We start from the raw sequence: 23580 nt of genomic DNA, 5'->3' as shown, positions 1-23580 counted from the left end.
AATCACTAAATAAAGTATATGATATAGGGGATGCTATTCGCATCCCTTTTTTATTGCTGAAGTTTTTTAACAGAATAAGGTCGATATGAGTGAAAAAAATCTGTCAGAAAAGCTGTTTAAGCCTAAATCAAAATTGAAACAAACTGAGACCTCTGTTCTGGTGACTTATAGTGTACCTAAAACCCACTTATTGAAGCATAGCTCAACATTCGAAGGCACCAGTTATGTTAGCTGGTATCGTATGATTAACCGGCTAATATGGATTTGGCGTGGCAACGATGGGTTGGAGATTGAAGCGGTACTAAGTCGAATTGCGGCAAATAATCGTGTTCGTAGCTGTGAAAATTTACTCGATACCGTAATTGGTTATCAGCCAGGAAATTGGACTTATGAATGGTCACAACAGGCAATGGTTTGGCAGAAAAAAGCGCTTCAATTACCAACCAAAATAGCAGCTAGCCAGGCTTGGTTACGAGCAGCTAATTTATATAGTATTGCCGCTTATCCGCATCTTAAAGGTGATCATCTTGCCGAACAAGCGGTATTATTAGCCAATAAAGCTTATGAAAATGCTGCGCAATTGACCGATTTTAGACTAAAAAAAATTTCTTTCAAAATAGAGGGTGGTAAAAAAGAGGTGATTGGTTTTTTACATTTACCTAATACCAGCCAAGGCCCGTGTCCTACAATTTTAGTTTGCGGCACATTAGATAGTTTGCAACTAGATTATTATCGCCTTTTCAGCCAATATTTAGCGCCGCAGGGGTTTGCTATGTTAACCTTAGATATGCCATCAATTAGCTATTCTATTAAATATATCCTTTCTCAGGATACTAGCGCGCTGCATCAACAGGTACTTAATCAATTGGCGAATATTCCATGGATCGATCATACTCGAATAGGGGTAATTGGTTTGCGTTTTGGCGCCAATATTGCGCTTCGTTTAGCTTATTTAGAGCCCAAGCGCTTAAAAGGTGTTGCAGTTTCAGGGCCAATTGTTCATAGCTTATTTAATGAGCAAAAATATCAGGATCAAATACCGGTAATGAATATTGATATCTTTGCCAGTCGACTAGGCTTTTATCAGGTAGATGAAGCAGTTTTACGTTCAGAGCTTAGTTGTTACTCATTAAAAAAAGGGATTGTTGGGGCGTCGTTGTCCTGTACCATTTATGGTAGTTAATTGGCAAAATGATGTTTTCAGCCCTAAGGAAGACGCATTGCTTATCGTGCGCTCCTCCATTGAAGGTAAGCTATTGACCTTACCCACCAAGCCGTTATATCAAAATTTTCATCAGTCACTTTCAGCCGTAGTGAGTTGGCTGAAAAGCAAAATTGAATAATTGTTGTGATTACTTGATTATTTTTCCTTATTTGCTAAAAAGGTAGCTTAACAACAAGGAGATCCTTATTATGGCTTTAACTTCAAATTATTCTAAAAGTAAATTATTGAAGCATTTTACCAGGTTAGGACCTTATCTCCGTGAATCTCAATGTCAGGATGATCTCTTTTTTTTCGATTGTCTTGCTATTTGTGTTAATGCAAAAACTGCTCCAGAAAAGCGTGAATTTTGGGGATGGTGGTTGGAATTAAGACGAGAACTTAACGGATTTGTATATCATTATAAATTAGGTATGTTTGATAAAGCCGGTAATTGGCAGCATATCGAAATTAACAAATCAAACATTATCAAGTCACTTGAAGATACATTGCAAGAGTTCCATAAACGTTTAAGTGATTCACTGAATACATTGGAACTAACATTAACCCCTTGCCCCAAAATGGTTGCAATTAATTTATAGTTTGTATTATTTGCAGCTATTGTAAAATCAACTTTTCACTAAAATTGCGTTATGCCGGTTGGCATAACGCTTCTTACTTGATAAAACTGATAGCTAAATTTTTATTGTTATAGAGAGTTAATAGCAGAAGTATGATGAACAACAGCCAAACTTTGGTGATAAAATTAGGAACAAGTGTATTAACGGGTGGTTCGCTTTGTCTCGATCAGGCGCGTATTGTTGAATTAGTAAGGCAATGTGCACAGCAGTATGAAAAAGGTCACCAGATTGTTATTGTTACTTCGGGTGCCATTACGGCGGGTCGAGCACATTTAGGTTATCCAACATTACCTGAGACAATTGCCTCGAAACAATTGCTTGCCGCGGTTGGGCAAATTCATCTGATCCAGCTTTGGGAACGATTATTTTCAATTTATGGTATTCATATTGGTCAGATGTTATTAACCCGAGCAGATATTGAAGATCGTGAACGTTTTTTAAATGCACGAGATACATTACAAGCCTTACTGGATAACTGTATTATTCCGGTTATCAATGAAAATGATGCCGTTGCGACAGCCGAAATTAAAGTTGGTGATAATGATAATTTATCGGCATTGGTTGCAATTTTAGCTAATGCGGATAAGTTACTATTATTAACGGATATTGAGGGACTATGTACCGCAGNCCCCCGCCACAATCCAAATGCACAATTAATCACTGAAGTTCATGATATTAATGATGAACTAAAATGCATTGCCGGTGATAGTGTCAGCGGTTTAGGCACCGGTGGAATGGCAACAAAGCTGCAAGCCGCAGGTATTGCGAGTCGAGCAGGAATAGAAGTCGTTATTGCCGCCGGTGATAAGCCTAATGTGATCGCAAATGTGCTCGAAGGTCAGCAGGTAGGAACAAAATTTCATCGCTTAAAAACGCCAATGGAAAACCGAAAACGGTGGATTTTTGGTGCGCCTTTGGCGGGTGAAATTGTTGTTGATGAGGGAGCTGCTCTGGCGATCCAACAGAAAGGCAGCTCATTATTACCAAAAGGAATAAAGAAAATTAGTGGTAATTTTTCGCGCGGCGATGTGGTGCCTATTCTTAATTTATTAGGTAACGATTTAGCTCATGGAGTAACTCATTATAATAGCGATGCTCTACGCCTAATCGCCGGGCATCATTCGCAAGAAATTAGTCAAATTTTGGGTTATGAGTATGGCGCTGTTGCTGTGCACCGTGACGATATGATAGTGAGTAAATGATGTTGGAAAAAATAGGCAAAGCGGCTAAAAAGGCTTCATGGTACCTGGCAGGGCTAAACACAAAACAGAAAAATAATGTCTTAATGGATATTGCAGATAGCTTGCAACAACAGAGTGATGCAATTTTAGCCGCGAATGCTCAAGATATGGTGGCAGCGAAAGCTAGTCATATGAGTGCAGCTATGCAAGACAGATTATTGCTAACTGTCGAGCGATTAGCTGCCATTGCAAATGATGTAAGAAAGGTATGTCAATTAGCTGATCCGGTTGGACGTATACTCGATGGCGGCATATTAGAAAATGGCTTAAATATACAACGGCGATGTGTCCCATTGGGTGTGATCGGCGTTATTTATGAAGCGCGGCCAAATGTAACGATCGATGTTGCCTCGTTATGTTTGAAAACTGGTAATGCGGTAATTTTACGTGGGGGTAAAGAAACCTCACAGACTAATCAAGCAATCGTTAAAGTTATTCAGCAAGCGTTGCAACAAAATGCTATTCCGCAGGCAGCAGTTCAGTCTATTGATGATCCAGATAGAAAATTAGTCACACAATTACTGAAAATGGATCGTTATATAGACATGTTGATCCCGCGTGGAGGTGCAGGGTTACATAAGCTATGCCGTGAACAATCAACTATTCCCGTTATCACTGGCGGGATTGGTGTCTGTCATATTTATGTCGATCAGCATATTGATTTTGACAAAGCACTTCCACTCATTGTCAATGCTAAGGTGCAGCGCCCAAGTGCTTGTAATTCATTAGAAACTTTATTAGTCCATAAAAGTATTGCGGCGACATTTCTACCGCTACTGGCTGAGAAAATGGCTGAGCAAAATGTGACACTACATGCCAGTCGGCATGCAATGTCCTATTTAAAATCAAGCCCGGCAAAAGTTGTTGCAGTGATCGAGGAGGATTACCGTGATGAATGGTTATCGCTTGATGTTAACGTTGAAGTCGTTAACGATATTGATGCCGCGATTACCCACATTCGGGATTATGGAACGGCCCATTCTGATGCTATTTTGACCCAATCAATTCAACAAGCAGATTATTTTGTTCAGCATGTTGATTCTGCGGCTGTTTATGTTAATGCCAGTACACGATTTACTGATGGTGGGCAATTTGGATTAGGTGCGGAGGTTGCGGTAAGTACGCAGAAACTTCATGCCCGCGGCCCAATGGGATTAGATGCATTAACAACCTATAAATGGATTGGTTATGGCGATAATTTAATGCGTTCTTGAGTTATTACTTCACGATTTTTTGCGCCACACTGTTGTTGTGTGGCTTTATTTTAATCGCGGTAATTTAGGATTTTTACTTTTGTAAATTTTAAATCACGCTTGTAAGCTGACTTATATATTCTGACTAATTAAATAAATTTTCGATTAGGACAATTTGACATGCTTTATCTTATTGGACCAAGAGGCGCAGGGAAGACAACAGTAGGAAAAACGTTAGCTGAATTTAGGATGTGTCATTTTTTTGATACCGATTGGTTAGTTAAACAGAATGCTAAAATAAGTATTGCCGAGTTAGTTGAACGAGATGGTTGGGCTCGCTTTCGTGATTTAGAATCCAGTGTTTTGCGATCAATACAACAGCCAAATTCAGTGATATCAACGGGTGGCGGCATTATTTTACTGCAAGAAAATCGTGATTTTATGAAAAAAAATGGCTGTATTATTTATTTACAAGCGCCATCAGATGTATTGATTACCCGTTTGTCTGCTGATCCTGAAACTTCGCAACGACCAACATTAACAGGTAAACCTTTAGCAGAAGAGATAGTTGAAGTAATGAAAGAACGAGAAGGCTACTATTTAGATAACGCTGATTACATTATTGATGCCGCTTTACCTACGACAGAAATTGTTTACCAAATAGACCGCTTTTTACAAAACGACAAAAAATACTTTGTATGATCTCAATTTTGCTATGTTAGGCATCTTTGCTGATAGATGTACTCTAAAATGATCAATAACATTAAGGAGTAAGGAAAGAGATATGCTGATAAAATTATTGCGCGCAATATTCCAGTTTTTTTTCCGTGTGACAGTTGTTGGTGAAATAAAACTTAAAAAATATGAGCGATGTTTAATAACACCTAATCATGTCTCTTTTCTAGATGGGATCCTGCTCGCTCTATTCTTACCTATTCGCCCACTTTTTGCTGTTTATTCATCTATCGGTACACCACGCTTTATTAAATTATTAAAACCCTATGCCGATGTTGTTCCGCTTGATCCTGCCAACCCGATGGCCATTCGAACTTTAGTTAGAGAAATAGAAAAAGGACGCCCGATCGTCATTTTCCCTGAAGGAAGAATTAGCGTTCATGGTTCTTTGATGAAAATTTATGATGGTGCAGCGTTTGTGGCAGCAAAAACCGGCGCTAAAGTTATTCCTATTAGAATTTATGGACCTGAATTGAGTTATTTTAGTCGGTTGAGAGGGATTTTTAAGCTCAAATATTTTCCTAAAATGACACTAACGATTTTACCAGCAACAAATATCACCATGCCTGAGGCGAAACGAGCAGCAGAGCGTCGTCGGCTGGCGGGATCGCAACTTTATAAGATTATGAAAGAAGCTCGGTTGTGTAATCGCCCCCAGCAAACATTGATGGAAGCTTATTTTGATGCGATGAAACGTTTTGGCCGTTTTACTGGTTGTATCGAAGATATTAGTTTTAAAGAAGACAGTTATCAAAGTTTTCTCAAGAAAATCTTAGCGCTTGGGCGTATTATTGAACGTTATACTAAACAGCATGAACATATAGGCTTGCTTTTACCTAATGCAACAGTGACAGCGGCGACTATTTTTGGAGCAATATTGCGGGGCCGGATCCCGGCCATGATGAATTATACAGCTGGTAGCAATGGGGTAAAAAATGCTATCAAAGCGGCATCCATTAAGACCATTTTTAGTTCTCGTCAGTTTATTGAAAAAGGTAAGTTGTCACATTTGCCTGAACAGGTTACTGAAGTTAACTGGATTTATTTAGAAGATCTGCAAGACTCCCTGACATGGCAAGACAAAAAATGGATCCTCTATCACTTACTATTGCCCAAAAAAGCGCTTATACCAGCAAAACCGGATGATGCGGCATTGATCCTTTTTACCTCAGGCTCGGAGGGAACGCCTAAAGGGGTGGTACATAGCCATACCAGTTTATTAGCTAATATAGAGCAAGTTAAAACAGTGGCTGATTTTACGCCTAAAGATCGATTTATGTCCGCTTTACCTCTTTTCCATGCTTTTGGGCTGACGGTAGGTTTGTTTATTCCTATTTTTTCCGGTAGTCGTGTATTGCTTTATCCTAGTCCACTGCATTATCGGGTGATCCCAGAGTTGGTCTATGAAAAAAATTGCACGGTACTTTTCGCTACTCCTACTTTTCTGGCACATTATGCTCGTTTTGCCCATCCTTATGATTTTGCGCGCGTGCGTTATGTTGTTGCCGGAGCTGAAAAACTGATTGAAAGCACAAAAAAAATTTGGTTCGACAAATTTGGTATCCGAATACTTGAAGGCTACGGGGTAACAGAATGTGCTCCAATTGTCTCAATCAACGTCCCGATGGCAGCCAAAGTTGATACGGTTGGTCAAATTTTACCTGGCATAGAAACCAGACTAGTGCCGGTACCAGGTATCAAGCAAGCCGGTCGTTTACAGTTACGTGGTCCAAATATCATGAAAGGCTATTTACGCGTTGAGGATCCTAATCGTTTACAGTTGCCTCATGCAGAAAATAGCCAAGGAGAGAATGAGAAGGGATGGTATGATACCGGTGATATTGTTGAATTTGATAGTGACGATTATTGTATCATCCGTGGAAGAGCAAAACGTTTTGCAAAACTCGCGGGAGAAATGGTTTCACTAGAAACAGTCGAGCATCTTGTTGCTAGTATATCGCCCCATGCCCAGCATGGCGTGGTGATCAAAACTACCAATAATAAAGGTGAAAGCCTGATCTTATATACCACTGATAACACCTTAGATCGTCGTCGATTATTAGCGGCGGCGAAAGAAAAAGGATTACCAGAATTAGCGGTACCCAGAGATATTCGCTACCTAAAAACATTTCCTTTACTTGGCAGTGGAAAACCTGATTTTGTGGCGTTAAATAAAATCGCGGCAGAGGAATCTTGATGAATGATTTAATAGCATCGATGCCTCTATTAACTAGGGGTATGAAAGCGCTACTTTTATCTCAATTTTTTTCTGCTTTTGCTGATAATGCCCTATTATTTGTTATCTTAGCCCAACTCAAAGCCGCGTTTTATCCGGCTTGGAGTCAACCTATCTTACAAGTAGTATTTGTTTTTACTTATATTATATTAGCGCCTTTTGTTGGACAAATAGCCGATTGTTTTGCTAAAGGTCGAGTCATGTTATTGGCTAATATTAGTAAATTGATCGGAGCAGTAGGCATTCTGTTAGGATTGGATCCCTTTCTCTGCTATGGTTTAGTTGGCATTGGTGCCGCTGCTTACTCACCTGCAAAATATGGTATCTTAGGTGAGATCACGACTGGCAATAATTTAATTAAGGCCAATGGCTTTATTGAGGCTTCGACGATAGCGGCCATTTTATTGGGTTCTGTTGCGGGCGGTTTTTTTTCCGATATTAATCTGTTATTTGCTTTAGCGATGTGTGTACTGTTTTATGCAACAGCTGTAGTGATTAACTTTTATATTCCTCAATTAGTGCCGGCTAAAAATAAACAAAAGTGGGTTTTTCGTCAGTTAATTTTGAATTTTATCTGTCTATTTAAAACACTTTGGCATAATTATGAAGGGCGATTTTCTTTAATTGGTACCAGTCTTTTTTGGGGCGCCGGAGTAACACTACGTTTTTTATTAGTACTCTGGGTGCCAATCGCACTTAATATTACCGATAATACGACACCCACATTACTTAATGGCGTGGTGGCAATTGGCATCATCATTGGCGCCGGATTGGCAGCACGTGTTATTACACTTAATAAGGTGAGTCGTTGTATGCCAGTAGGCATCTTTGTTGGTGTAATTATTATTATTTTGTCAATGCAACAACACCTTTTATCTACTTATTTGATCCTTATTATATTAGGTGTCCTAGGTGGTTTATTTATTGTTCCGCTTAATGCTCTGCTACAAGAAAAAGGTAAACAGACGATTGGTGCGGGTAACGCTGTCGCTATTCAGAATTTAAGTGAAAATACCACTATGCTAATTATTTTAGGGGTTTATTCATTAGCGCTTAAAGCAGGTATTTCTATTATTACTGTAGGAATAGTATTTGGTGCAACCTTTGCGATAGCAATCGGCATCTTGTGGATTTGGTATCTGTATCGCAAGATGTATGAAAAAGGGAAATGGCTAAAATGAATAGTGAGCAATTGCTCTACGAATTAAGTAATAGTCTGGCTAATAGCTTAAAGGAACAGGGTAAAACAATAACCTGTGCGGAATCATGTACTGGCGGATGGATTGCTAAAGTCATAACTGATATTTCAGGTAGTTCTGCTTATTTTCAGCGAGGTTTTGTTACTTATAGCAATGAAGCTAAGCATGACATGCTCGGTGTGAGTAAAAACACCTTGCATAAATATGGTGCTGTTAGTGAACAAGTTGTCATAGAGATGGCAGAAAGAGCGTTAGCTCTGGCTAATGCTGATTTTGCGCTTTCAGTTAGTGGTATTGCCGGTCCTGATGGCGGTACTGAGATGAAACCGGTTGGCACAGTGTGGTTTGGTTTTGCTAGCCAGTCTCTTTCTGTCGCCAGGGTAGTAACCCGTTGTTGCTTGTTTAAAGGCGATCGTATTCAGATCCGACGCCAAGCCGTGATATTTTCACTGACTACATTAGTAAAAGAAATAATCAAAAATTAACTTGATGCTGGATGGTTATACAGTATAATTATCAACAACCGATATCAAATCGTCTTATCTGCAGTGAAGTATTATCTTCATTTCATTGCTCGGGGGAGTTAAACAATGGCTATTGATGAAAACAAACAGAAAGCACTTGCTGCCGCATTGGGTCAAATTGAAAAGCAATTTGGTAAAGGATCAATTATGCGCTTAGGTGAAGATCGTTCTATGGATGTAGAAACTATCTCTACCGGTTCATTATCTCTTGATGTTGCCTTAGGTGCGGGAGGCTTGCCATTAGGCCGCATTGTTGAAATTTATGGCCCTGAATCTTCCGGTAAAACCACGTTAACATTACAGGTTATTGCTGCAGCTCAGCGTGAAGGTAAGACTTGTGCTTTTATTGATGCAGAACACGCTTTAGATCCTATTTATGCCAAAAAACTTGGCGTTGATATTGATAATTTACTTTGTTCACAGCCAGATACGGGTGAACAAGCACTGGAAATTTGTGACGCTTTAACACGCTCTGGGGCGGTAGATGTTATTATTGTTGATTCTGTAGCGGCTTTAACACCAAAAGCTGAAATTGAAGGTGAAATTGGTGATTCACATATGGGATTAGCTGCTCGTATGATGAGTCAAGCGATGCGTAAGTTAGCCGGAAATTTAAAAAACTCTAATACGCTATTAATTTTTATTAATCAGATCCGAATGAAAATTGGCGTTATGTTTGGCAATCCTGAAACAACAACCGGTGGAAATGCGTTAAAATTTTATGCTTCAGTGCGTCTTGATATTCGCCGTATTGGATCCGTCAAAAATGGTGAAGAAGTTATTGGTAGCGAAACTCGCGTTAAAGTAGTAAAAAATAAGGTTGCGGCTCCTTTTAAACAAGCAGAGTTTCAAATCCTGTACGGAGAAGGGATTAATATCTATAGTGAACTTATCGATCTAGGTGTGAAATATAAATTGATTGAAAAAGCGGGGGCTTGGTATAGCTATAATGGCGAAAAGATAGGTCAAGGCAAAGCAAATGCGACCGTCTATTTGAAAGAACGCCCGCAAATTTACACTGAGCTAGATAAAAAATTACGGGCTATGTTGCTTAATCATGCTGGTGAATTTAGTAGTGCGGCTTCTGATTTTGTCACAGAAGCGGTAGAGGAAACTTCATTACCAGAAGAATTTTAACTTAATAAATAAAATTCATTAAATCTATGGGCTATATTCGATTTGGATATAGCCTTTTGCTTATTATAAATTAGTTATTAATATAAGTTAGATTAAATTATGATTTGAAACGCACTTTAATAAAATAGCCTTAGGATTTACAATATTATTAGCAATTAATGAACATGATTAGTTTATTTTTTACAAAAAGTGCTTTGTTTTGTTATATAAAGTAAATTGTTATTATTGGCTTAATATATTCAGGCGCAGTTTTTAATTAACTTATGTTAGACTTAGGCTATTGTTTTTCTCAATCTTCTATTTAGCTAATAATTAATAGCTTATACGTAATTTAAACTAAGTGAAATTAGCCAGTGGGGTTATCTATTGAAAGCTATCTTGCTAAATGTAGATGGAGACAAGATTTAACAGTTTTGTTGCTGTAATTGGAAAATAAATATAATGAAATAATGTTAATGTATTGTTAGTTTCACTGCATAATAACTAAATCTTTTTGTGTTAAACTAACCAGACTAGTCGTTGTTGTGTTAGTTAGAAAACGATATATTTAGGGAAAGGTGTACCTATAAAGCCTGGACATTTGAGCGATGTATTAATACACATCAGTTAGTAGATCCTTGTCAGCGATTTAGTCATAAAACAATTTGAGGATTTCTCAGCTTTGTCAGGTAAAAACGCCGCCGGTAACTTGTTTGATGATAAAAATACGTTTATCACATCAAGTCATAAATCTGTTTTTCCAGCTTGATTTCAGGATAATTATGAGTAGTAAAAGCACCGCTGAGATCCGTCAAGCGTTTCTCGACTTTTTTCATACTAAAGGGCACGAAATTGTACCTAGTAGTTCATTAGTACCAAATAATGACCCGACATTATTGTTTACTAATGCAGGCATGAACCAATTTAAAGATGTATTTTTGGGATTGGATAAAAGAGCTTATTCTCGAGCAACAACTGCGCAACGTTGTGTTCGTGCTGGAGGCAAACATAATGATCTAGAGAATGTTGGTTATACTGCCCGCCATCATACTTTTTTTGAAATGTTAGGTAACTTCAGCTTTGGTGACTATTTTAAACAGGATGCTATCAAATATGCCTGGGAACTACTGACAAGTGAGCAGTGGTTTAATTTACCAAAAGAGCGCCTTTGGGTTACCGTTTATCATACTGATGAGGAAGCTTATAATATTTGGCAGCAAGAAATTGGTATTCCTGCTGAACGTATTATTAGGATAGGTGATAATAAGGGGGCTCCATACGCTTCTGACAATTTCTGGCAAATGGGGGATACCGGTCCTTGCGGTCCTTGTACAGAAATCTTTTATGATCATGGTGAACATATTTTAGGCGGACCGCCAGGTTCACCTGAAGAGGATGGTGATCGCTATATTGAAATCTGGAATATTGTTTTCATGCAATTTAACCGCCAGTCTGATGGCAGTTTAAAAACCCTTCCAACGCCTTCTGTTGATACCGGTATGGGGCTTGAACGTATTGCCGCTGTATTACAACATGTTAACTCAAATTATGAGATTGATTTATTTCGTCAATTAATTGCTTCTATTGCTAAAGTGGTCGCTTTATCGGATCTGAATAATAAATCATTACGCGTCATCGCTGATCATATTCGATCAAGTGCTTTTCTTATTGGTGATGGTGTATTTCCTGCTAATGAAGGACGTGGTTATGTGTTGCGTCGAATTATCCGTCGAGCGGTTCGTCACGGATATATGCTAGGAGCAAAAGAGACATTTTTCTATAAATTAGTTGCACCATTGATTCAGGTAATGGGTAACGCAGCTGATGATCTGAAATCTCAACAAGCAACAATTGAAAAAACATTGAAGAATGAAGAGGAACAGTTTGCTCGTACTTTAGCGCGTGGACTACAACTGTTAGATGATGAATTAGCTCAATTACAAGGGGATACTTTAGCGGGTGAAATCGCATTTCGTCTCTATGATACTTATGGTTTCCCATTAGATCTAACCGCTGATGTTTGTCGTGAACGTAATATTAAGGTTGACGAGTTAGGTTTTAATGCGGCGATGGAGCAGCAAAGATATCGGGCTCGCGAATCGAGTGGATTTGCGACTGATTATAATGATGTTATTAAAGTAGATAGTCATAGTGATTTTTCAGGTTATGAAAATAACAGCCAACAAGCTACAGTAACGGCTATTTTTCATCACGGTAAGCCCGTCAATGTATTAAACCAAGGTGAGGAAGGGGTTATTATTCTGGATAAAACCTCTTTTTATGCTGAATCAGGTGGTCAGGTTGGTGATAGCGGCATACTCAGTAATAGTCATGGACAATTTACTGTGTCTGACACACAAAAATACGCCCACGCAATTGGACATATTGGTAAGGTGTTAATTGGCTCAATAACGATAAATAATTCAGTTGAAGCAAAAATTGATATTGAAAGTCGTAACGCTATTCGTCTCAATCACTCTGCAACCCATTTGTTGCATGCGGCTTTGCGTGATGTATTAGGGGATCATGTTAGCCAAAAAGGATCTTTAGTGAATGAGAAATATTTACGATTTGATTTTTCCCATTTTGCCGCAATGACGCCTGTGCAAATACGCCAAATTGAAGATATCGTAAATTATCAAATTCGTAAAAATGATCCTATTATAACGACATTAATGGATTTAGAGACGGCAAAAGAAAAAGGCGCGATGGCGCTTTTTGGTGAAAAATATGATGCTCAGGTACGCGTTCTTAGTATTGGGGATTTTTCAATTGAGTTGTGTGGTGGTACTCATGCCAATCGGACTGGTGATATAGGATTATTTCGCATTAGCAGCGAATCGGGTACAGCAGCTGGAATTCGTCGGATCGAAGCAATAACCGGACAAGCTGCTATAGATGAGGTTCACCAGCAAACCCAGTTATTGGCAGAAATTGGCCAACTAATGAAAGGCGATGCTAATAGTCTAATGGAAAAAATTAAAGCGACATTAGATAAAGTTAAGCTATTAGAAAGATCCTTAAATCAATTGAAAGGGCAACAAGCAGCTCAAGAAAGCGTTTCTTTAAGCCAACAAGTCAAAAAAATTAACGGAGTTAATTTATTGGTTACTCAATTAAATAACACTGAACCTAAACAGCTACGTATCATTGTTGATGACTTAAAAAATCAATTAAAAACAGCAATTATTGTGCTTTCTACTATAAGTAATGATAAAGTCAGTCTAATTGTTGGTGTAACCAATGATTTGACTGCTAAAATAAAGGCTGGTGATTTAATTTCATATGTTGCGCAGCAAGTAGGCGGGAAAGGGGGTGGTCGCCCTGACATGGCTCAGGCCGGCGGCTCTAACATAACAGCACTTCCTGCTGCATTAGCATCAGTTGAAGAGTGGGTTAATTCACGCTTGGCATGAGTTAACCATGAAGGTTGCATAACTTAATTATGCAACCTTTAACGGATTGTTTTTAAATGACCTAAGTACAAAATTATATTTTTAGCTACAATATTAGTATGATGATTGCTTTAGGTTAAATACTTTAGGTGAATATCATTGCTTTACGTTTTCACGGTGTGTGATGGATAATAGCGGGGAAACCTAGAGACCCGACTCTTTTTAATTTTCAAGGAGCAAAGAATGCTTATTCTGACTCGTCGAGTTGGTGAAACGCTCATGATAGGCGATGAGGTAACAGTAACGGTGCTGGGGGTAAAAGGCAACCAGGTACGTATAGGGGTTAATGCACCCAAAGAGGTTTCTGTTCACCGTGAAGAAATTTATCAACGGATCCAAGCTGAAAAAAGCCAGCCAAATAATCAGTAATTTTTAGTAAAGCGTTCATTCTTAGGTATATGTTAATTATATTTATAGAATGAGCGCTGTTTCTTATTGCCGTCTATTTCATGACTGTATTTTTTCAAGCTTAGTATCCTATAAAACCAATTACAGAGATTGTAAAAAATGTCTTTTTTTTAGTATTTTTTATATTTGTTAATAAAATGCTGGATTTTAATGGTTGGATATCAACGCATTTTTAACCTGCTTATAAATAAATCATTAAGTTATTAGCTAACATAAGCTTATAAAAAGGAAATGCTTAGGTTAACTATTCTACTCTGGAATAGTTTCTTTTATTGAAGGATAAGAAACTACTTTTGATCTATTTTTTTCTGCTAATCTTCCAACTTCGACAATTTTTTAGTGGTGAACATAAAATGCCATATTGTTTTATTTCGTTGTTAAACTACTCATCTTGATTGTGAAATGTGCAAACGGACTAAAGAACGTAAAAAGATTGGAAAAATTATTTGACTTCTAAGTCTGGGAAAGTAATATGAGCGCCACGCAACAGAGAGATGGTTTAATATTTTCTCGTTGCTATTCGATGGTGAGGTGGCCGAGAGGCTGAAGGCGATCCCCTGCTAAGGGAGTATGCGGTTAATAGCTGCATCGAGGGTTCGAATCCCTCCCTCACCGCCATTTTGATAGTGCATCCATAGCTCAGCTGGATAGAGTACTCGGCTACGAACCGAGCGGTCGGAGGTTCGAATCCTTCTGGATGCGCCATTAATTTTAGAATAAAGAATATTGTTTATTAGGGATAACTAGCGTATCTTTAATAAAAGCAAAATCGAAATTGCATCCATAGCTCAGCTGGATAGAGTACTCGGCTACGAACCGAGCGGTCGGAGGTTCGAATCCTTCTGGATGCGCCATATAATAAAACCCTGTCAATCAACGACAGGGTTTTTTGTTTTATAATTAAAATGTGTTTATTAATAAAATATACCTATTACTTTAGTCATTTGGTCTAAATGATCTAGACGGCGACAATTCTAGTTATTTACGCTAAAGTAACTTTTCTAAAAGTAAAAATAACGAACGGATAACGGGAGGTCGATTTGATCCCGAATGTATCAAAAGCGCTATCATGGTTAGAGGCACGGCCTAATATTTTACAGGGTCTTCGTCGAGGTATTGAACGTGAAACATTGAGAATTACGCCAACAGGCGATTTGGCTAAGTCTCCACACCCTAATAGTTTAGGGAAAGCGTTAACTCATCCATGGATCACGACTGACTTCGCTGAAGCTTTGTTGGAATTCATCACCCCGGTTGATAATAATATTGGGCACGTTTTGGCATTTTTACGAGATCTACATCGTTATACCGCACGTCATCTTGATCATGAATTGATGTGGCCATTGAGTATGCCTTGTTTTATAAAGCGCCAAGATAACATTAAACTTGCTCAATATGGTGTTTCTAATATTGGCCGTTTTAAAACTTTATATCGGGAAGGATTAAAAAATCGTTATGGTGCGTTAATGCAAACAATTGCAGGGATCCATTATAATTTTTCTTTACCGATTGAATTTTGGCAAGCATGGGTTGGTGTTAAAAATGCCGAAACTGGTAAGGATAAAATTTCTGCTGGTTATTTTCGGCTCATTCGTAATTATTACCGTTTTGGTTGGGTGATCCCCTATTTATTTGGCGCGTCGCCTGCAATTTGTGGTTCTTTTTTGCACGGCAAGGTCAGGCATCTTCCTTTTGAGAAGACAGCTAAAGGAACCTATTATCTACCTTATGCTACATCACTACGAATGAGTGATTTGGGATATACCAATAAATTCCAAAGTGATCTGAGTATTACCTTTAATGATCTATCGACTTATGTTACTGGCCTTAAACAAGCGATAAAACAGCCATCGCCTGAATTCACAAAATTAGGTATATACAATAAAGATGGCAAACATTTGCAGCTGAATACCAATATTTTACAAATTGAAAATGAATTATATGCGCCTATTCGGCCCAAACGAGTGCTCATTGGTGATGAGTCGCCGTCCGATGCACTGTTAAAAAGAGGAATCGAATATATTGAAGTTAGAGCTTTGGATATTAACCCATTTACTGCCATTGGTATTGATGAAGCTCAGATCCATTTTCTTGATCTGTTTTTAATCTGGTGTGGGTTAGCAGATGCACCCTTGATGGATGAAAAAGAGTTAAATTGTTGTCGAACGAATTGGAATAGAGTGATCCTTGAAGGTCGTAAACCTGGACAAATAATCGGTGTTGGTTGCGGTGAATCAATGAGACCTTTAAAAGAAGTAGGGCAGATATTATTTGATGATTTAATTAGAGTTGCTGATGTGTTAGATGTGAGCGGTAATACCCGATATCGTGAAATTTGTTCTCAATTGATAGCAATGTTTGAAAATCCAGAGCTTACTTATTCTGGCCAAATATTATCGCCAATGATTGAACAAAGCATTAGTCAATATGGCTTACAGTTAGCCAAAAGATATTATCAGCAATTAATCAATGAACCTTATGAAGTGATAACAGCGACTGAGTTTACTAATGTTCATCACGCCTCAATTCGCAAACAATTAGCAATTGAACAAGCAGATAAAATAAGTTTTGAGCGCTACTTGCAGAAACATGCAGGGTGATAATAAAAGAAAATGGCCACTACAAAGTGGCCAAAATAAATCTCTTAGAGAATAGGATGATAACAATTTTCGCGTCTTGCCTAAGTAAGACTTGCAATATGGTGAGAAGTTCCATTTATTTTGTAAAAAATTAATTTTTAGAGGTTACAATAATGCCACTACTTGATAGTTTTATGGTTGATCATACCCAGATGAAAGCACCTGCTGTGCGTGTTGCTAAAATGATGAAGACTCCTCATGGTGATACGATCACAGTATTTGATCTTCGTTTTTGTGAGCCAAACAAACAGCTATTAACGGAGAAAGGCATCCATACATTAGAACACTTATTTGCCGGTTTTATGCGTGATCACCTTAATAGTAGTGATGTAGAAATTATTGATATCTCACCGATGGGTTGTCGAACAGGATTTTATATGAGTCTAATTGGTCAGCCTAATGAACAATGTGTTGCTGACGCTTGGAAAATGGCCATGCAAGATGTATTGAAGGTCACAGCTCAAAATCAAATACCTGAGTTAAATAAATATCAGTGTGGTACTTATGAAATGCACTCTTTAATTGAAGCGCAGCAAATTGCTTGCAATGTGATTGAAAGTGGTATAGTTATTAATAAAAATGGCGAATTGATGTTATCGAAAGAAAAATTAACTCAGTTATCATCATAAAATAGCTTAATAAAAGGCGGCTAAAACGTTAGCTAGGATGATTTTTGTTCTGTCGTAAAGGCTAAATCAATCGGCATTGCTCTAACTTGTTTGATAACATTACCATTGATAGCTAATACTTCAAAACGGTACTTACCTATCAGGATTTCAGTATTTAGCATGGGAGTGTCACCTAGCTCTTCTAATAACAAACCATTGATAGTCCTGGCGCCGTCAACAGATAAGTGCCAATCAAAAGCTTTATTGAGTTCTCGTATATTAGCAGTTCCATCAATTAATACAGAGCCATCGGTTTGGGGTAAAACTTCCTCGGCTAAACTGGGCGACATTGAGGTAGTAAAATCACCAACAATCTCTTCAATAATATCTTCTACCGTCACCAGTCCTTGAATATCACCATATTCATCAACAATAATCCCTACTTTTTCATTATTACGTTGAAATTTTATTAGTTGTATATTTAATGGCGTACTCTCTGGAATAAAATAAATTTTATCCGCCGCTCTGATTAGGTTTTGCTTGTTAAATTCTTTCTTTTCGACCATCAATCGATAGGCTTCACGAACACGTAGCATGCCGATAATATCATCAAGGGTATCTCGGTAAAGAACAATTCGCCCGTGTGGCGAGTGTGTTAATTGGCGGATAATCGATTTCCATTCGCTATTAATGTCAATGCCAACGATTTCATTGCGAGGAACCATAATGTCGCCGACGGTAACTTTTTCTAAATCTAAAATTGAGATCAACATATCCTGATTACGGCGAGAAAGTTTACTTTTAGATTCATTAACAATCGTACGCAATTCATCTTTGCTAATCGCATCGCTACTGATAATGGGTGATCTAATGCCAAAGAAATGCATGAACATAAGGGTGATTGTGTTAAATAACCAAACAACGGGTAACATCAATTTCTGTAGCGGTTTAAGCAGAATACTACTAGGAAAAGCCACTTTTTCTGGATAGAGTGCCGCCATGGTTTTGGGTAACACTTCGGCAAAAACCAGGATCACAAAAGTTAAGGTACCAGTAGCAATAGCAACACCAACATCGCCGTAAAGTCTCATTCCGACAATGGTTGCTAGCGATGAGGCTAATATATTAATCAAATTATTACCAATCAAAATAAGACTGATTAGGCGATCTGGCTGTTTTAATAGTGATTCAACGCGACGAGCAGCTTGATGGCCATGTTTGGCTAAATGGCGTAATCGATATCGATTAAGGGTCATCATTCCTGTTTCTGAGGCAGAAAAATAGGCTGATAAAATAATCATGACTATAAGTATAATGATTAAAGTACTGGTTGAGACTTGCTCCAAGGTAAAATTCCTATATTGTTCATCAGTTAATTGTAAAATAGTCTAAAAATTAAATGGTTACTACATGCTGTAGCAATCGATTACCAAAAAAAGCCAATGTTAAAATAAAAGCGCCAATCAGATTAAACACGATAACCCTTCTACCGCGCCATCCGTGATGAAAGTGACCCCATAACAAAATAAGGTAAATAACCCAAGCACAAATGGATAAAATAGCTTTATGGATGTTTTCTTTATTAAAAACATTATCCATAAAAATCATTCCTGTCCCGAGGGTGAGAGTGAGTAAAATGACCCCAACTTGGATAATATGGAACATTTTACGTTCAATAACCATTAATGGTGGTATATCCGGTGTAAATATTAATTTTTTATTTTTTAATTGATAATCTAATAAAGCTAATTGTAGGGCATATAAAGCAGCAATAATCAGGGTTGCATAGCCTAATAATGCTAACCCGATATGAATAAAAGTAGTCACACTTGCTTCTAAGTGGGTAATAAACTCACCAGGCATAATGGTTGCTAATAGTAAATTAATAATAGATAAACTATAAACGATCGGTAGTAGAAACCAGGCGCGACCGTTAAAAGCAACAATGGTCATAATGATACTGACTAACAAACTGACGGTAGAGCCTAAATTTAATAAGGTTAAGTTTTGACCTCCGCTAACAAAGATCAATGTTTTTAATGCGATACCATGGCTTAGCAGAGCAATAACTGCTAATACCAGAGTCAGCCTGGCATAAATTTTTTGTTTACCAGCTAAACCTGGCATAATAAGTAGCACACTCAAAAAATAGGTACTAATGGCGATAATAGCGAATACTGACATAATGTTTTTATTTGTTAGCTAATTTATTAAATGTGAGTAAGTTAGTATAGCGTTTGCCAGCATTGCCTCCAACTGTTGTTCACTATTCTTATTAAACTCGATGCAGAGATTGAATTATCATCGTGTTATAATAAAAAATTAACTGACAGCAGATCCCTTTAACAGAATTGAGTTAAGCACATGTTTGATAATTTAACTGACAGACTTTCGCGTACCTTGCGCAATATTAGTGGCCGTGGAAGATTGACTGAAGACAATATTAAAGAAACCTTACGTGAAGTTCGCATGGCGCTATTAGAAGCGGATGTTGCTTTGCCAGTCGTACGCGAATTTATTCAATCGGTAAAAGAAAGTGCAGTAGGTCAAGATGTCAATAAAAGTCTAACACCAGGGCAAGAATTTGTTAAAATTGTGCAAAATGAGCTCACCAAAGCAATGGGTGAGGAGAATAGCGCTTTAAATTTAGCCATACAACCTCCGGCTGTTATTCTTATGGCGGGTTTGCAAGGTGCGGGTAAAACCACCACTGTGGCTAAATTAGGTAAAATATTAAAAGAAAAACAGAAGAAAAAAGTGTTAGTCGTTTCTGCTGATATTTATCGTCCTGCTGCCATTAAGCAATTAGAAACACTCACTCAAACGGTAGGAATTGATTTTTTTCCATCCACCTCAAGCGAAAAACCCGTTGAGATTGCGATTAATGCGTTACAACATGCAAAATTAAAATTTTATGATGTGCTAATCATCGATACCGCTGGGCGTCTGCATGTTGATGAAGCCATGATGGAAGAAATTCAGACAATCCATCGTGCTGTTAATCCAATTGAAACCCTATTTATTGTTGATGCAATGACTGGGCAAGATGCGGCTAATACTGCTAAGTCTTTTAATGAAACATTGCCATTAACCGGTGTTATATTAACGAAAATTGATGGTGATGCTCGTGGTGGTGCCGCATTATCAATCCGCCATATTACTGGTAAACCCATTAAATTTTTGGGAATAGGGGAGAAAATTGATGGCTTAGAGCCTTTTTATCCTGACAGGATTGCCTCCCGTATCCTTGGTATGGGAGATGTTTTATCGCTGATTGAAGAGATAGAAAGCAAAGTTGACCGTGAAAAGGCGGAGAAGCTTGCTCATAAACTTAAAAAAGGGAATAGTTTTGATCTAAATGATTTTCTTGAGCAGCTTAAACAGATGCGCAATATGGGCGGTATGGCCAGTATGTTAAGTAAAATGCCAGGTATATCCCAAGTTCCTGATGCGGTTAAGTCACAAATGGATGATAAAATGTTGGTCAGAATGGAAGCAATTATTAGCTCAATGACTACTAAAGAACGACAAAAACCCGAAATTATTAAAGGATCACGCAAGAGGCGCATTGCAGCCGGTTCTGGCACACAAGTACAGGATGTTAATCGGCTACTTAAGCAGTTTGATGATATGCAACGTATGATGAAGAAAATGAAAAAAGGCGGATTAGCTAAGATGATGCGTGGAATGAAAGGGATGATGCCACCGGGTTTCCCTGGTGCTTAACAACCAACATTAAATAAACAATTCGTACTTTTGATTGCTTTTTATCTTAAAAAGAGTAGAATCTTGGGGCTTTTTATATAACAACCAGACTCTATTCCTCGATAGGGTCTGGTTGTTTTGTTAACTAATGAGGATGTTATGGTAACAATTCGTTTAGCTCGTGGTGGCGCAAAGAAGCGTCCATTTTATCAAATCGTTGTCACAGATAGCCGTAATGCACGTGATGGTCGCTTTATTGAGCGTATAGGTTTTTTTAACCCTATCGCATCAGGTAATGCGGAAGAGTTGCGTTTAGATTTAGATCGTGTTGAGCATTGGGTTGGTTTAGGTGCAACAGTTTCTGATCGTGTTTCAACACTGATCAAACAAGCAAAAAAAGCAGCTTAATTTACTACGGTGGTGGTGATGAGCAAAGAGGTTTGCCTTAAGATCCCTGTTAATCCTATTGTATTAGGAAAATTAGGCTCTGCCCATGGCATTCGTGGTTGGCTCAGAGTTTTTTCATCCACCGAATATACCGAAGATATTTTTGAGTATCAGCCTTGGTTTATTCAACGTTCTGGTCAGTGGCAACGACTGGAGTTAGAAGGTTGGAAACATCATAACCAAGATATTATCATCAAAATAAAGCATATTGATGATAGAAGTGCGGCTAATTCAATGACTAATTGCGAAATTATCGTTGATTCAGCGCAACTACCTGTACTTGAAGGTAATGAGTATTATTGGAAAGATCTGATTGGTTGCCAGGTCATAACTATTAAAGGTTATAGTTTGGGTTATGTTCAGGATTTAATGGAAACAGGCTCAAATGATGTGCTGGTAATTAAAGCAAATCTGAAAGATGCATTCGGTATTAAAGAGCGGTTAATACCGTTTCTTGATGAGCAGGTGATCAAAAACGTTGATCTTACTACTAAGACAATTGAAGTAGATTGGGATCCTGGTTTTTAAACGCCAATTGCAGGTTTTATGAGTGGAACGCAAGATGTGGATTGGGATTATTAGCCTGTTTCCAGAAATGTTTCGCGCAATAACCGAGTATGGGGTGATAGGTCGCGCAGTAAAAAATGGCCTATTGAATATACAGTGTTGGGATCCGCGAGATTATACTCACGACAGGCACCGCACTGTAGATGATCGCCCTTATGGCGGAGGTCCAGGTATGTTGATGATGGTGCAGCCTCTTAGAGATGCCATTCATGCAGCAAAATCTGTGATCGGTGAAGATGCTAAAGTAATTTATCTTTCACCACAGGGGCGCAAACTTAATCAGCAAGGAGTTTGCCAATTAACGGCAAATAAAAAGCTTATTTTAGTTTGTGGTCGATATGAAGGTATTGATGAACGGATCATTGAAACCGAAATTGATGAAGAATGGTCAATTGGTGATTATGTTCTTAGTGGAGGAGAATTACCAGCAATGTTAATGATCGATTCAATTTCCCGGTTTATTCCTGGTGTATTAGGTCATCATGCATCAGCGGAAGAGGACTCTTTCATGACTGGGTTACTTGATTGTCCTCACTATACCCGTCCTGAGGTGTTAGAAGGTATGGAAGTTCCGAGTGTCTTATTGTCGGGCAACCATGCAGAAATAGAGCGTTGGAGAAGAAAACAGTCACTAGGCCGAACTTGGCTTAGAAGACCTGAACTTCTAACAAGCCTAGCTCTGACTGACGAGCAGAGAATGTTGTTGGCAGAATTCCAACAGGAATATGAAGAACAACAACGTATTAATTGAGACACTGTATCACACTGTCTTGTATATATCAGTTTACCTAGGGTAAGAGAGTAATTATGAGCAACATTATTAAACAGCTTGAACAAGAGCAAATGAAGCAAAATATTCCTTCATTTCGTCCAGGTGATACCGTAGAAGTTAAGGTATGGGTGGTTGAAGGTTCTAAAAGACGTCTGCAGGCATTCGAGGGCGTGGTTATCGCTATTCGTAACCGCGGTTTGCATTCAGCATTTACGGTTCGTAAAATTTCTAATGGTGAAGGTGTCGAGCGGGTATTCCAGACACATTCACCAGTTATAGATAGTATCACAGTTAAACGTTGTGGTGCTGTTCGCAGAGCTAAATTGTATTACCTGCGAGAGCGTTCGGGTAAAGCTGCTCGTATCAAAGAGCGCTTGAATACTAAATAATTCGCTCTTCGCTACATCCTAACAATCTTTAAAGCTCGCAGTTTTTGCGAGCTTTTTTATTATCTATTTTCAGCTTAATTACATTATCAAACATTGTTTTATTAAATCTTTTGTGTAATTTTTTATAAACAGAAAAATATTTTTCTTTAATGTAGGTATAATTTTTTTTGTTTATTTTCATTCAATTATATATTTTTTTTCCGCTTTAATTTCATTAGTAAAGCAAATGTTACTATATGTTGTCGCCAATGGATTGTAATATTTACAGTTCATGTTATCGTATAGCTGTACCTCAAATCGGTGTAATGCAATGCAGGATAAAAAGTTAAATAGGTAAAGAAAATGATCATGCAAAAAGATGAGCTTAATAATGTTAATATTTCTGATGAAAAGATTTTAATTACACCGAAAGAGCTTAAAAAATATTATCCATCTTAACCTCCAAAGGGTACTCCCACCGACATAAGGTGGGAGGGGAATTTGGTCGGGCTTGAAAAGCCCGAA

19 protein-coding genes, 3 tRNA genes and 1 pseudogene are annotated in these 23580 nt (G+C 38.1%); 21 read left to right on the top strand and 2 right to left on the bottom strand.

Annotated features, from left to right (window positions below; translation table 11 throughout):
• Positions 1–85 precede the first annotated feature (85 nt).
• The 16 genes and pseudogenes from frsA to luxS all read left to right on the top strand — a co-directional run bounded on the left by frsA (position 86) and on the right by luxS (position 17217).
• Positions 86–1343: pseudogene (frsA, locus tag H1X92_RS12720) on the top strand (esterase FrsA).
• A gap of 70 nt (positions 1344–1413) precedes the next feature.
• Complete coding sequence (gene crl, locus H1X92_RS12715; protein ID WP_180560492.1) at positions 1414–1803, top strand: sigma factor-binding protein Crl; 390 nt, start codon at positions 1414–1416, stop codon at positions 1801–1803.
• Between the two features lie 134 nt (positions 1804–1937).
• Positions 1938–3044, top strand: a complete 1107-nt coding sequence (gene proB / locus H1X92_RS12710; protein ID WP_441293618.1) for a glutamate 5-kinase — start codon at positions 1938–1940, stop codon at positions 3042–3044.
• Positions 3044–4297 carry a glutamate-5-semialdehyde dehydrogenase gene (gene proA / locus H1X92_RS12705; protein ID WP_180560667.1) on the top strand — a complete coding sequence of 418 codons (1254 nt, stop codon included), beginning with the start codon at positions 3044–3046 and terminating at the stop codon, positions 4295–4297. The genes proB and proA overlap by 1 nt, the downstream gene beginning before the upstream one ends.
• 159 nt (positions 4298–4456) lie before the next feature.
• A complete protein-coding gene (gene aroL, locus H1X92_RS12700) occupies positions 4457–4978 on the top strand; it encodes a shikimate kinase AroL (RefSeq protein WP_180560490.1) in 522 nt (173 codons plus the stop codon).
• A gap of 82 nt (positions 4979–5060) precedes the next feature.
• Positions 5061–7208, top strand: a complete 2148-nt coding sequence (gene aas, locus H1X92_RS12695; protein ID WP_180560489.1) for a bifunctional acyl-ACP--phospholipid O-acyltransferase/long-chain-fatty-acid--ACP ligase — start codon at positions 5061–5063, stop codon at positions 7206–7208.
• Positions 7208–8428, top strand: a complete 1221-nt coding sequence (gene lplT / locus H1X92_RS12690; protein ID WP_180560488.1) for a lysophospholipid transporter LplT — start codon at positions 7208–7210, stop codon at positions 8426–8428. The genes aas and lplT overlap by 1 nt, the downstream gene beginning before the upstream one ends.
• Positions 8425–8931: a nicotinamide-nucleotide amidase gene (pncC, locus tag H1X92_RS12685; protein ID WP_180560487.1), complete on the top strand. Its 507-nt coding sequence runs from the start codon at positions 8425–8427 to the stop codon at positions 8929–8931. The genes lplT and pncC overlap by 4 nt, the downstream gene beginning before the upstream one ends.
• A 105-nt stretch (positions 8932–9036) precedes the next feature.
• Positions 9037–10107 carry a recombinase RecA gene (gene recA / locus H1X92_RS12680; RefSeq protein ID WP_026822685.1) on the top strand — a complete coding sequence of 357 codons (1071 nt, stop codon included), beginning with the start codon at positions 9037–9039 and terminating at the stop codon, positions 10105–10107.
• A gap of 761 nt (positions 10108–10868) precedes the next feature.
• On the top strand, positions 10869–13502 hold the full coding sequence (gene alaS, locus H1X92_RS12675) for an alanine--tRNA ligase (RefSeq protein WP_180560486.1): 2634 nt from the start codon (positions 10869–10871) through the stop codon (positions 13500–13502).
• 222 nt (positions 13503–13724) lie between these two features.
• Positions 13725–13910 (top strand): carbon storage regulator CsrA, encoded by a 186-nt coding sequence (gene csrA / locus H1X92_RS12670; protein WP_026822683.1) that lies wholly within the window; start codon positions 13725–13727, stop codon positions 13908–13910.
• 564 nt (positions 13911–14474) lie between these two features.
• Positions 14475–14567 (top strand) — tRNA-Ser (locus H1X92_RS12665).
• A gap of 10 nt (positions 14568–14577) precedes the next feature.
• Positions 14578–14654 (top strand) — tRNA-Arg (locus H1X92_RS12660).
• Between the two features lie 72 nt (positions 14655–14726).
• A tRNA-Arg gene (locus H1X92_RS12655) sits at positions 14727–14803 on the top strand.
• Positions 14804–14989: 186 nt separating this feature from the next.
• Positions 14990–16549 (top strand): glutamate--cysteine ligase, encoded by a 1560-nt coding sequence (gene gshA / locus H1X92_RS12650; protein WP_180560485.1) that lies wholly within the window; start codon positions 14990–14992, stop codon positions 16547–16549.
• 152 nt (positions 16550–16701) lie between these two features.
• The gene (gene luxS / locus H1X92_RS12645; protein WP_180560484.1) at positions 16702–17217 is read left to right on the top strand and encodes an S-ribosylhomocysteine lyase; all 516 of its coding nucleotides are present in this window, start codon (positions 16702–16704) and stop codon (positions 17215–17217) included.
• 32 nt (positions 17218–17249) lie between these two features.
• On the opposite strand, the gene H1X92_RS12640 is transcribed toward luxS, so the two are convergent.
• Positions 17250–18542 carry a CNNM domain-containing protein gene (locus H1X92_RS12640; protein ID WP_180560483.1) on the bottom strand — a complete coding sequence of 431 codons (1293 nt, stop codon included), beginning with the start codon at positions 18540–18542 and terminating at the stop codon, positions 17250–17252.
• Positions 18543–18591: 49 nt separating this feature from the next.
• Entirely contained in the window at positions 18592–19380 is a 789-nt protein-coding gene (locus H1X92_RS12635; protein WP_180560482.1) for a cytochrome C assembly family protein, read from the bottom strand.
• Positions 19381–19560: 180 nt separating this feature from the next.
• Here H1X92_RS12635 and ffh point away from each other — a divergent pair, with 180 nt between their 5' ends.
• The 5 genes from ffh (at position 19561) to rplS (ending at position 23076) form a co-directional block, all read left to right on the top strand.
• Positions 19561–20922 carry a signal recognition particle protein gene (gene ffh / locus H1X92_RS12630; protein WP_180560481.1) on the top strand — a complete coding sequence of 454 codons (1362 nt, stop codon included), beginning with the start codon at positions 19561–19563 and terminating at the stop codon, positions 20920–20922.
• 138 nt (positions 20923–21060) lie between these two features.
• Positions 21061–21309 (top strand): 30S ribosomal protein S16, encoded by a 249-nt coding sequence (gene rpsP, locus H1X92_RS12625; RefSeq protein WP_026822677.1) that lies wholly within the window; start codon positions 21061–21063, stop codon positions 21307–21309.
• A gap of 18 nt (positions 21310–21327) precedes the next feature.
• On the top strand, positions 21328–21876 hold the full coding sequence (gene rimM, locus H1X92_RS12620; RefSeq protein ID WP_370520694.1) for a ribosome maturation factor RimM: 549 nt from the start codon (positions 21328–21330) through the stop codon (positions 21874–21876).
• 34 nt (positions 21877–21910) lie between these two features.
• Positions 21911–22666: a tRNA (guanosine(37)-N1)-methyltransferase TrmD gene (trmD, locus tag H1X92_RS12615; protein WP_180560666.1), complete on the top strand. Its 756-nt coding sequence runs from the start codon at positions 21911–21913 to the stop codon at positions 22664–22666.
• Positions 22667–22722: 56 nt separating this feature from the next.
• Positions 22723–23076 carry a 50S ribosomal protein L19 gene (gene rplS, locus H1X92_RS12610; protein ID WP_026822674.1) on the top strand — a complete coding sequence of 118 codons (354 nt, stop codon included), beginning with the start codon at positions 22723–22725 and terminating at the stop codon, positions 23074–23076.
• The last annotated feature ends 504 nt before the right edge of the window (positions 23077–23580 follow it).

It is taken from the genome of Arsenophonus endosymbiont of Apis mellifera (genome assembly GCF_903968575.1).
Lineage (GTDB): Bacteria > Pseudomonadota > Gammaproteobacteria > Enterobacterales > Enterobacteriaceae > Arsenophonus > Arsenophonus apicola.
This window is presented reverse-complemented; position numbering and strand designations above follow the sequence as displayed.

Bases quoted from the DNA above. Each gene is read 5' to 3' on its own strand.
- crl (WP_180560492.1), top strand. From the start codon at position 1,414: ATGGCTTTAACTTCAAATTATTCTAAAAGTAAATTATTGAAGCATTTT.
- proA (WP_180560667.1), top strand. From the start codon at position 3,044: ATGTTGGAAAAAATAGGCAAAGCGGCTAAAAAGGCTTCATGGTACCTG.
- aroL (WP_180560490.1), top strand. From the start codon at position 4,457: ATGCTTTATCTTATTGGACCAAGAGGCGCAGGGAAGACAACAGTAGGA.
- aas (WP_180560489.1), top strand. From the start codon at position 5,061: ATGCTGATAAAATTATTGCGCGCAATATTCCAGTTTTTTTTCCGTGTG.
- lplT (WP_180560488.1), top strand. From the start codon at position 7,208: ATGAATGATTTAATAGCATCGATGCCTCTATTAACTAGGGGTATGAAA.
- pncC (WP_180560487.1), top strand. From the start codon at position 8,425: ATGAATAGTGAGCAATTGCTCTACGAATTAAGTAATAGTCTGGCTAAT.
- recA (WP_026822685.1), top strand. From the start codon at position 9,037: ATGGCTATTGATGAAAACAAACAGAAAGCACTTGCTGCCGCATTGGGT.
- alaS (WP_180560486.1), top strand. From the start codon at position 10,869: ATGAGTAGTAAAAGCACCGCTGAGATCCGTCAAGCGTTTCTCGACTTT.
- csrA (WP_026822683.1), top strand. From the start codon at position 13,725: ATGCTTATTCTGACTCGTCGAGTTGGTGAAACGCTCATGATAGGCGAT.
- luxS (WP_180560484.1), top strand. From the start codon at position 16,702: ATGCCACTACTTGATAGTTTTATGGTTGATCATACCCAGATGAAAGCA.
- H1X92_RS12635 (WP_180560482.1), bottom strand. From the start codon at position 19,380: ATGTCAGTATTCGCTATTATCGCCATTAGTACCTATTTTTTGAGTGTG.
- ffh (WP_180560481.1), top strand. From the start codon at position 19,561: ATGTTTGATAATTTAACTGACAGACTTTCGCGTACCTTGCGCAATATT.
- rpsP (WP_026822677.1), top strand. From the start codon at position 21,061: ATGGTAACAATTCGTTTAGCTCGTGGTGGCGCAAAGAAGCGTCCATTT.
- rimM (WP_370520694.1), top strand. From the start codon at position 21,328: ATGAGCAAAGAGGTTTGCCTTAAGATCCCTGTTAATCCTATTGTATTA.
- trmD (WP_180560666.1), top strand. From the start codon at position 21,911: ATGTGGATTGGGATTATTAGCCTGTTTCCAGAAATGTTTCGCGCAATA.
- rplS (WP_026822674.1), top strand. From the start codon at position 22,723: ATGAGCAACATTATTAAACAGCTTGAACAAGAGCAAATGAAGCAAAAT.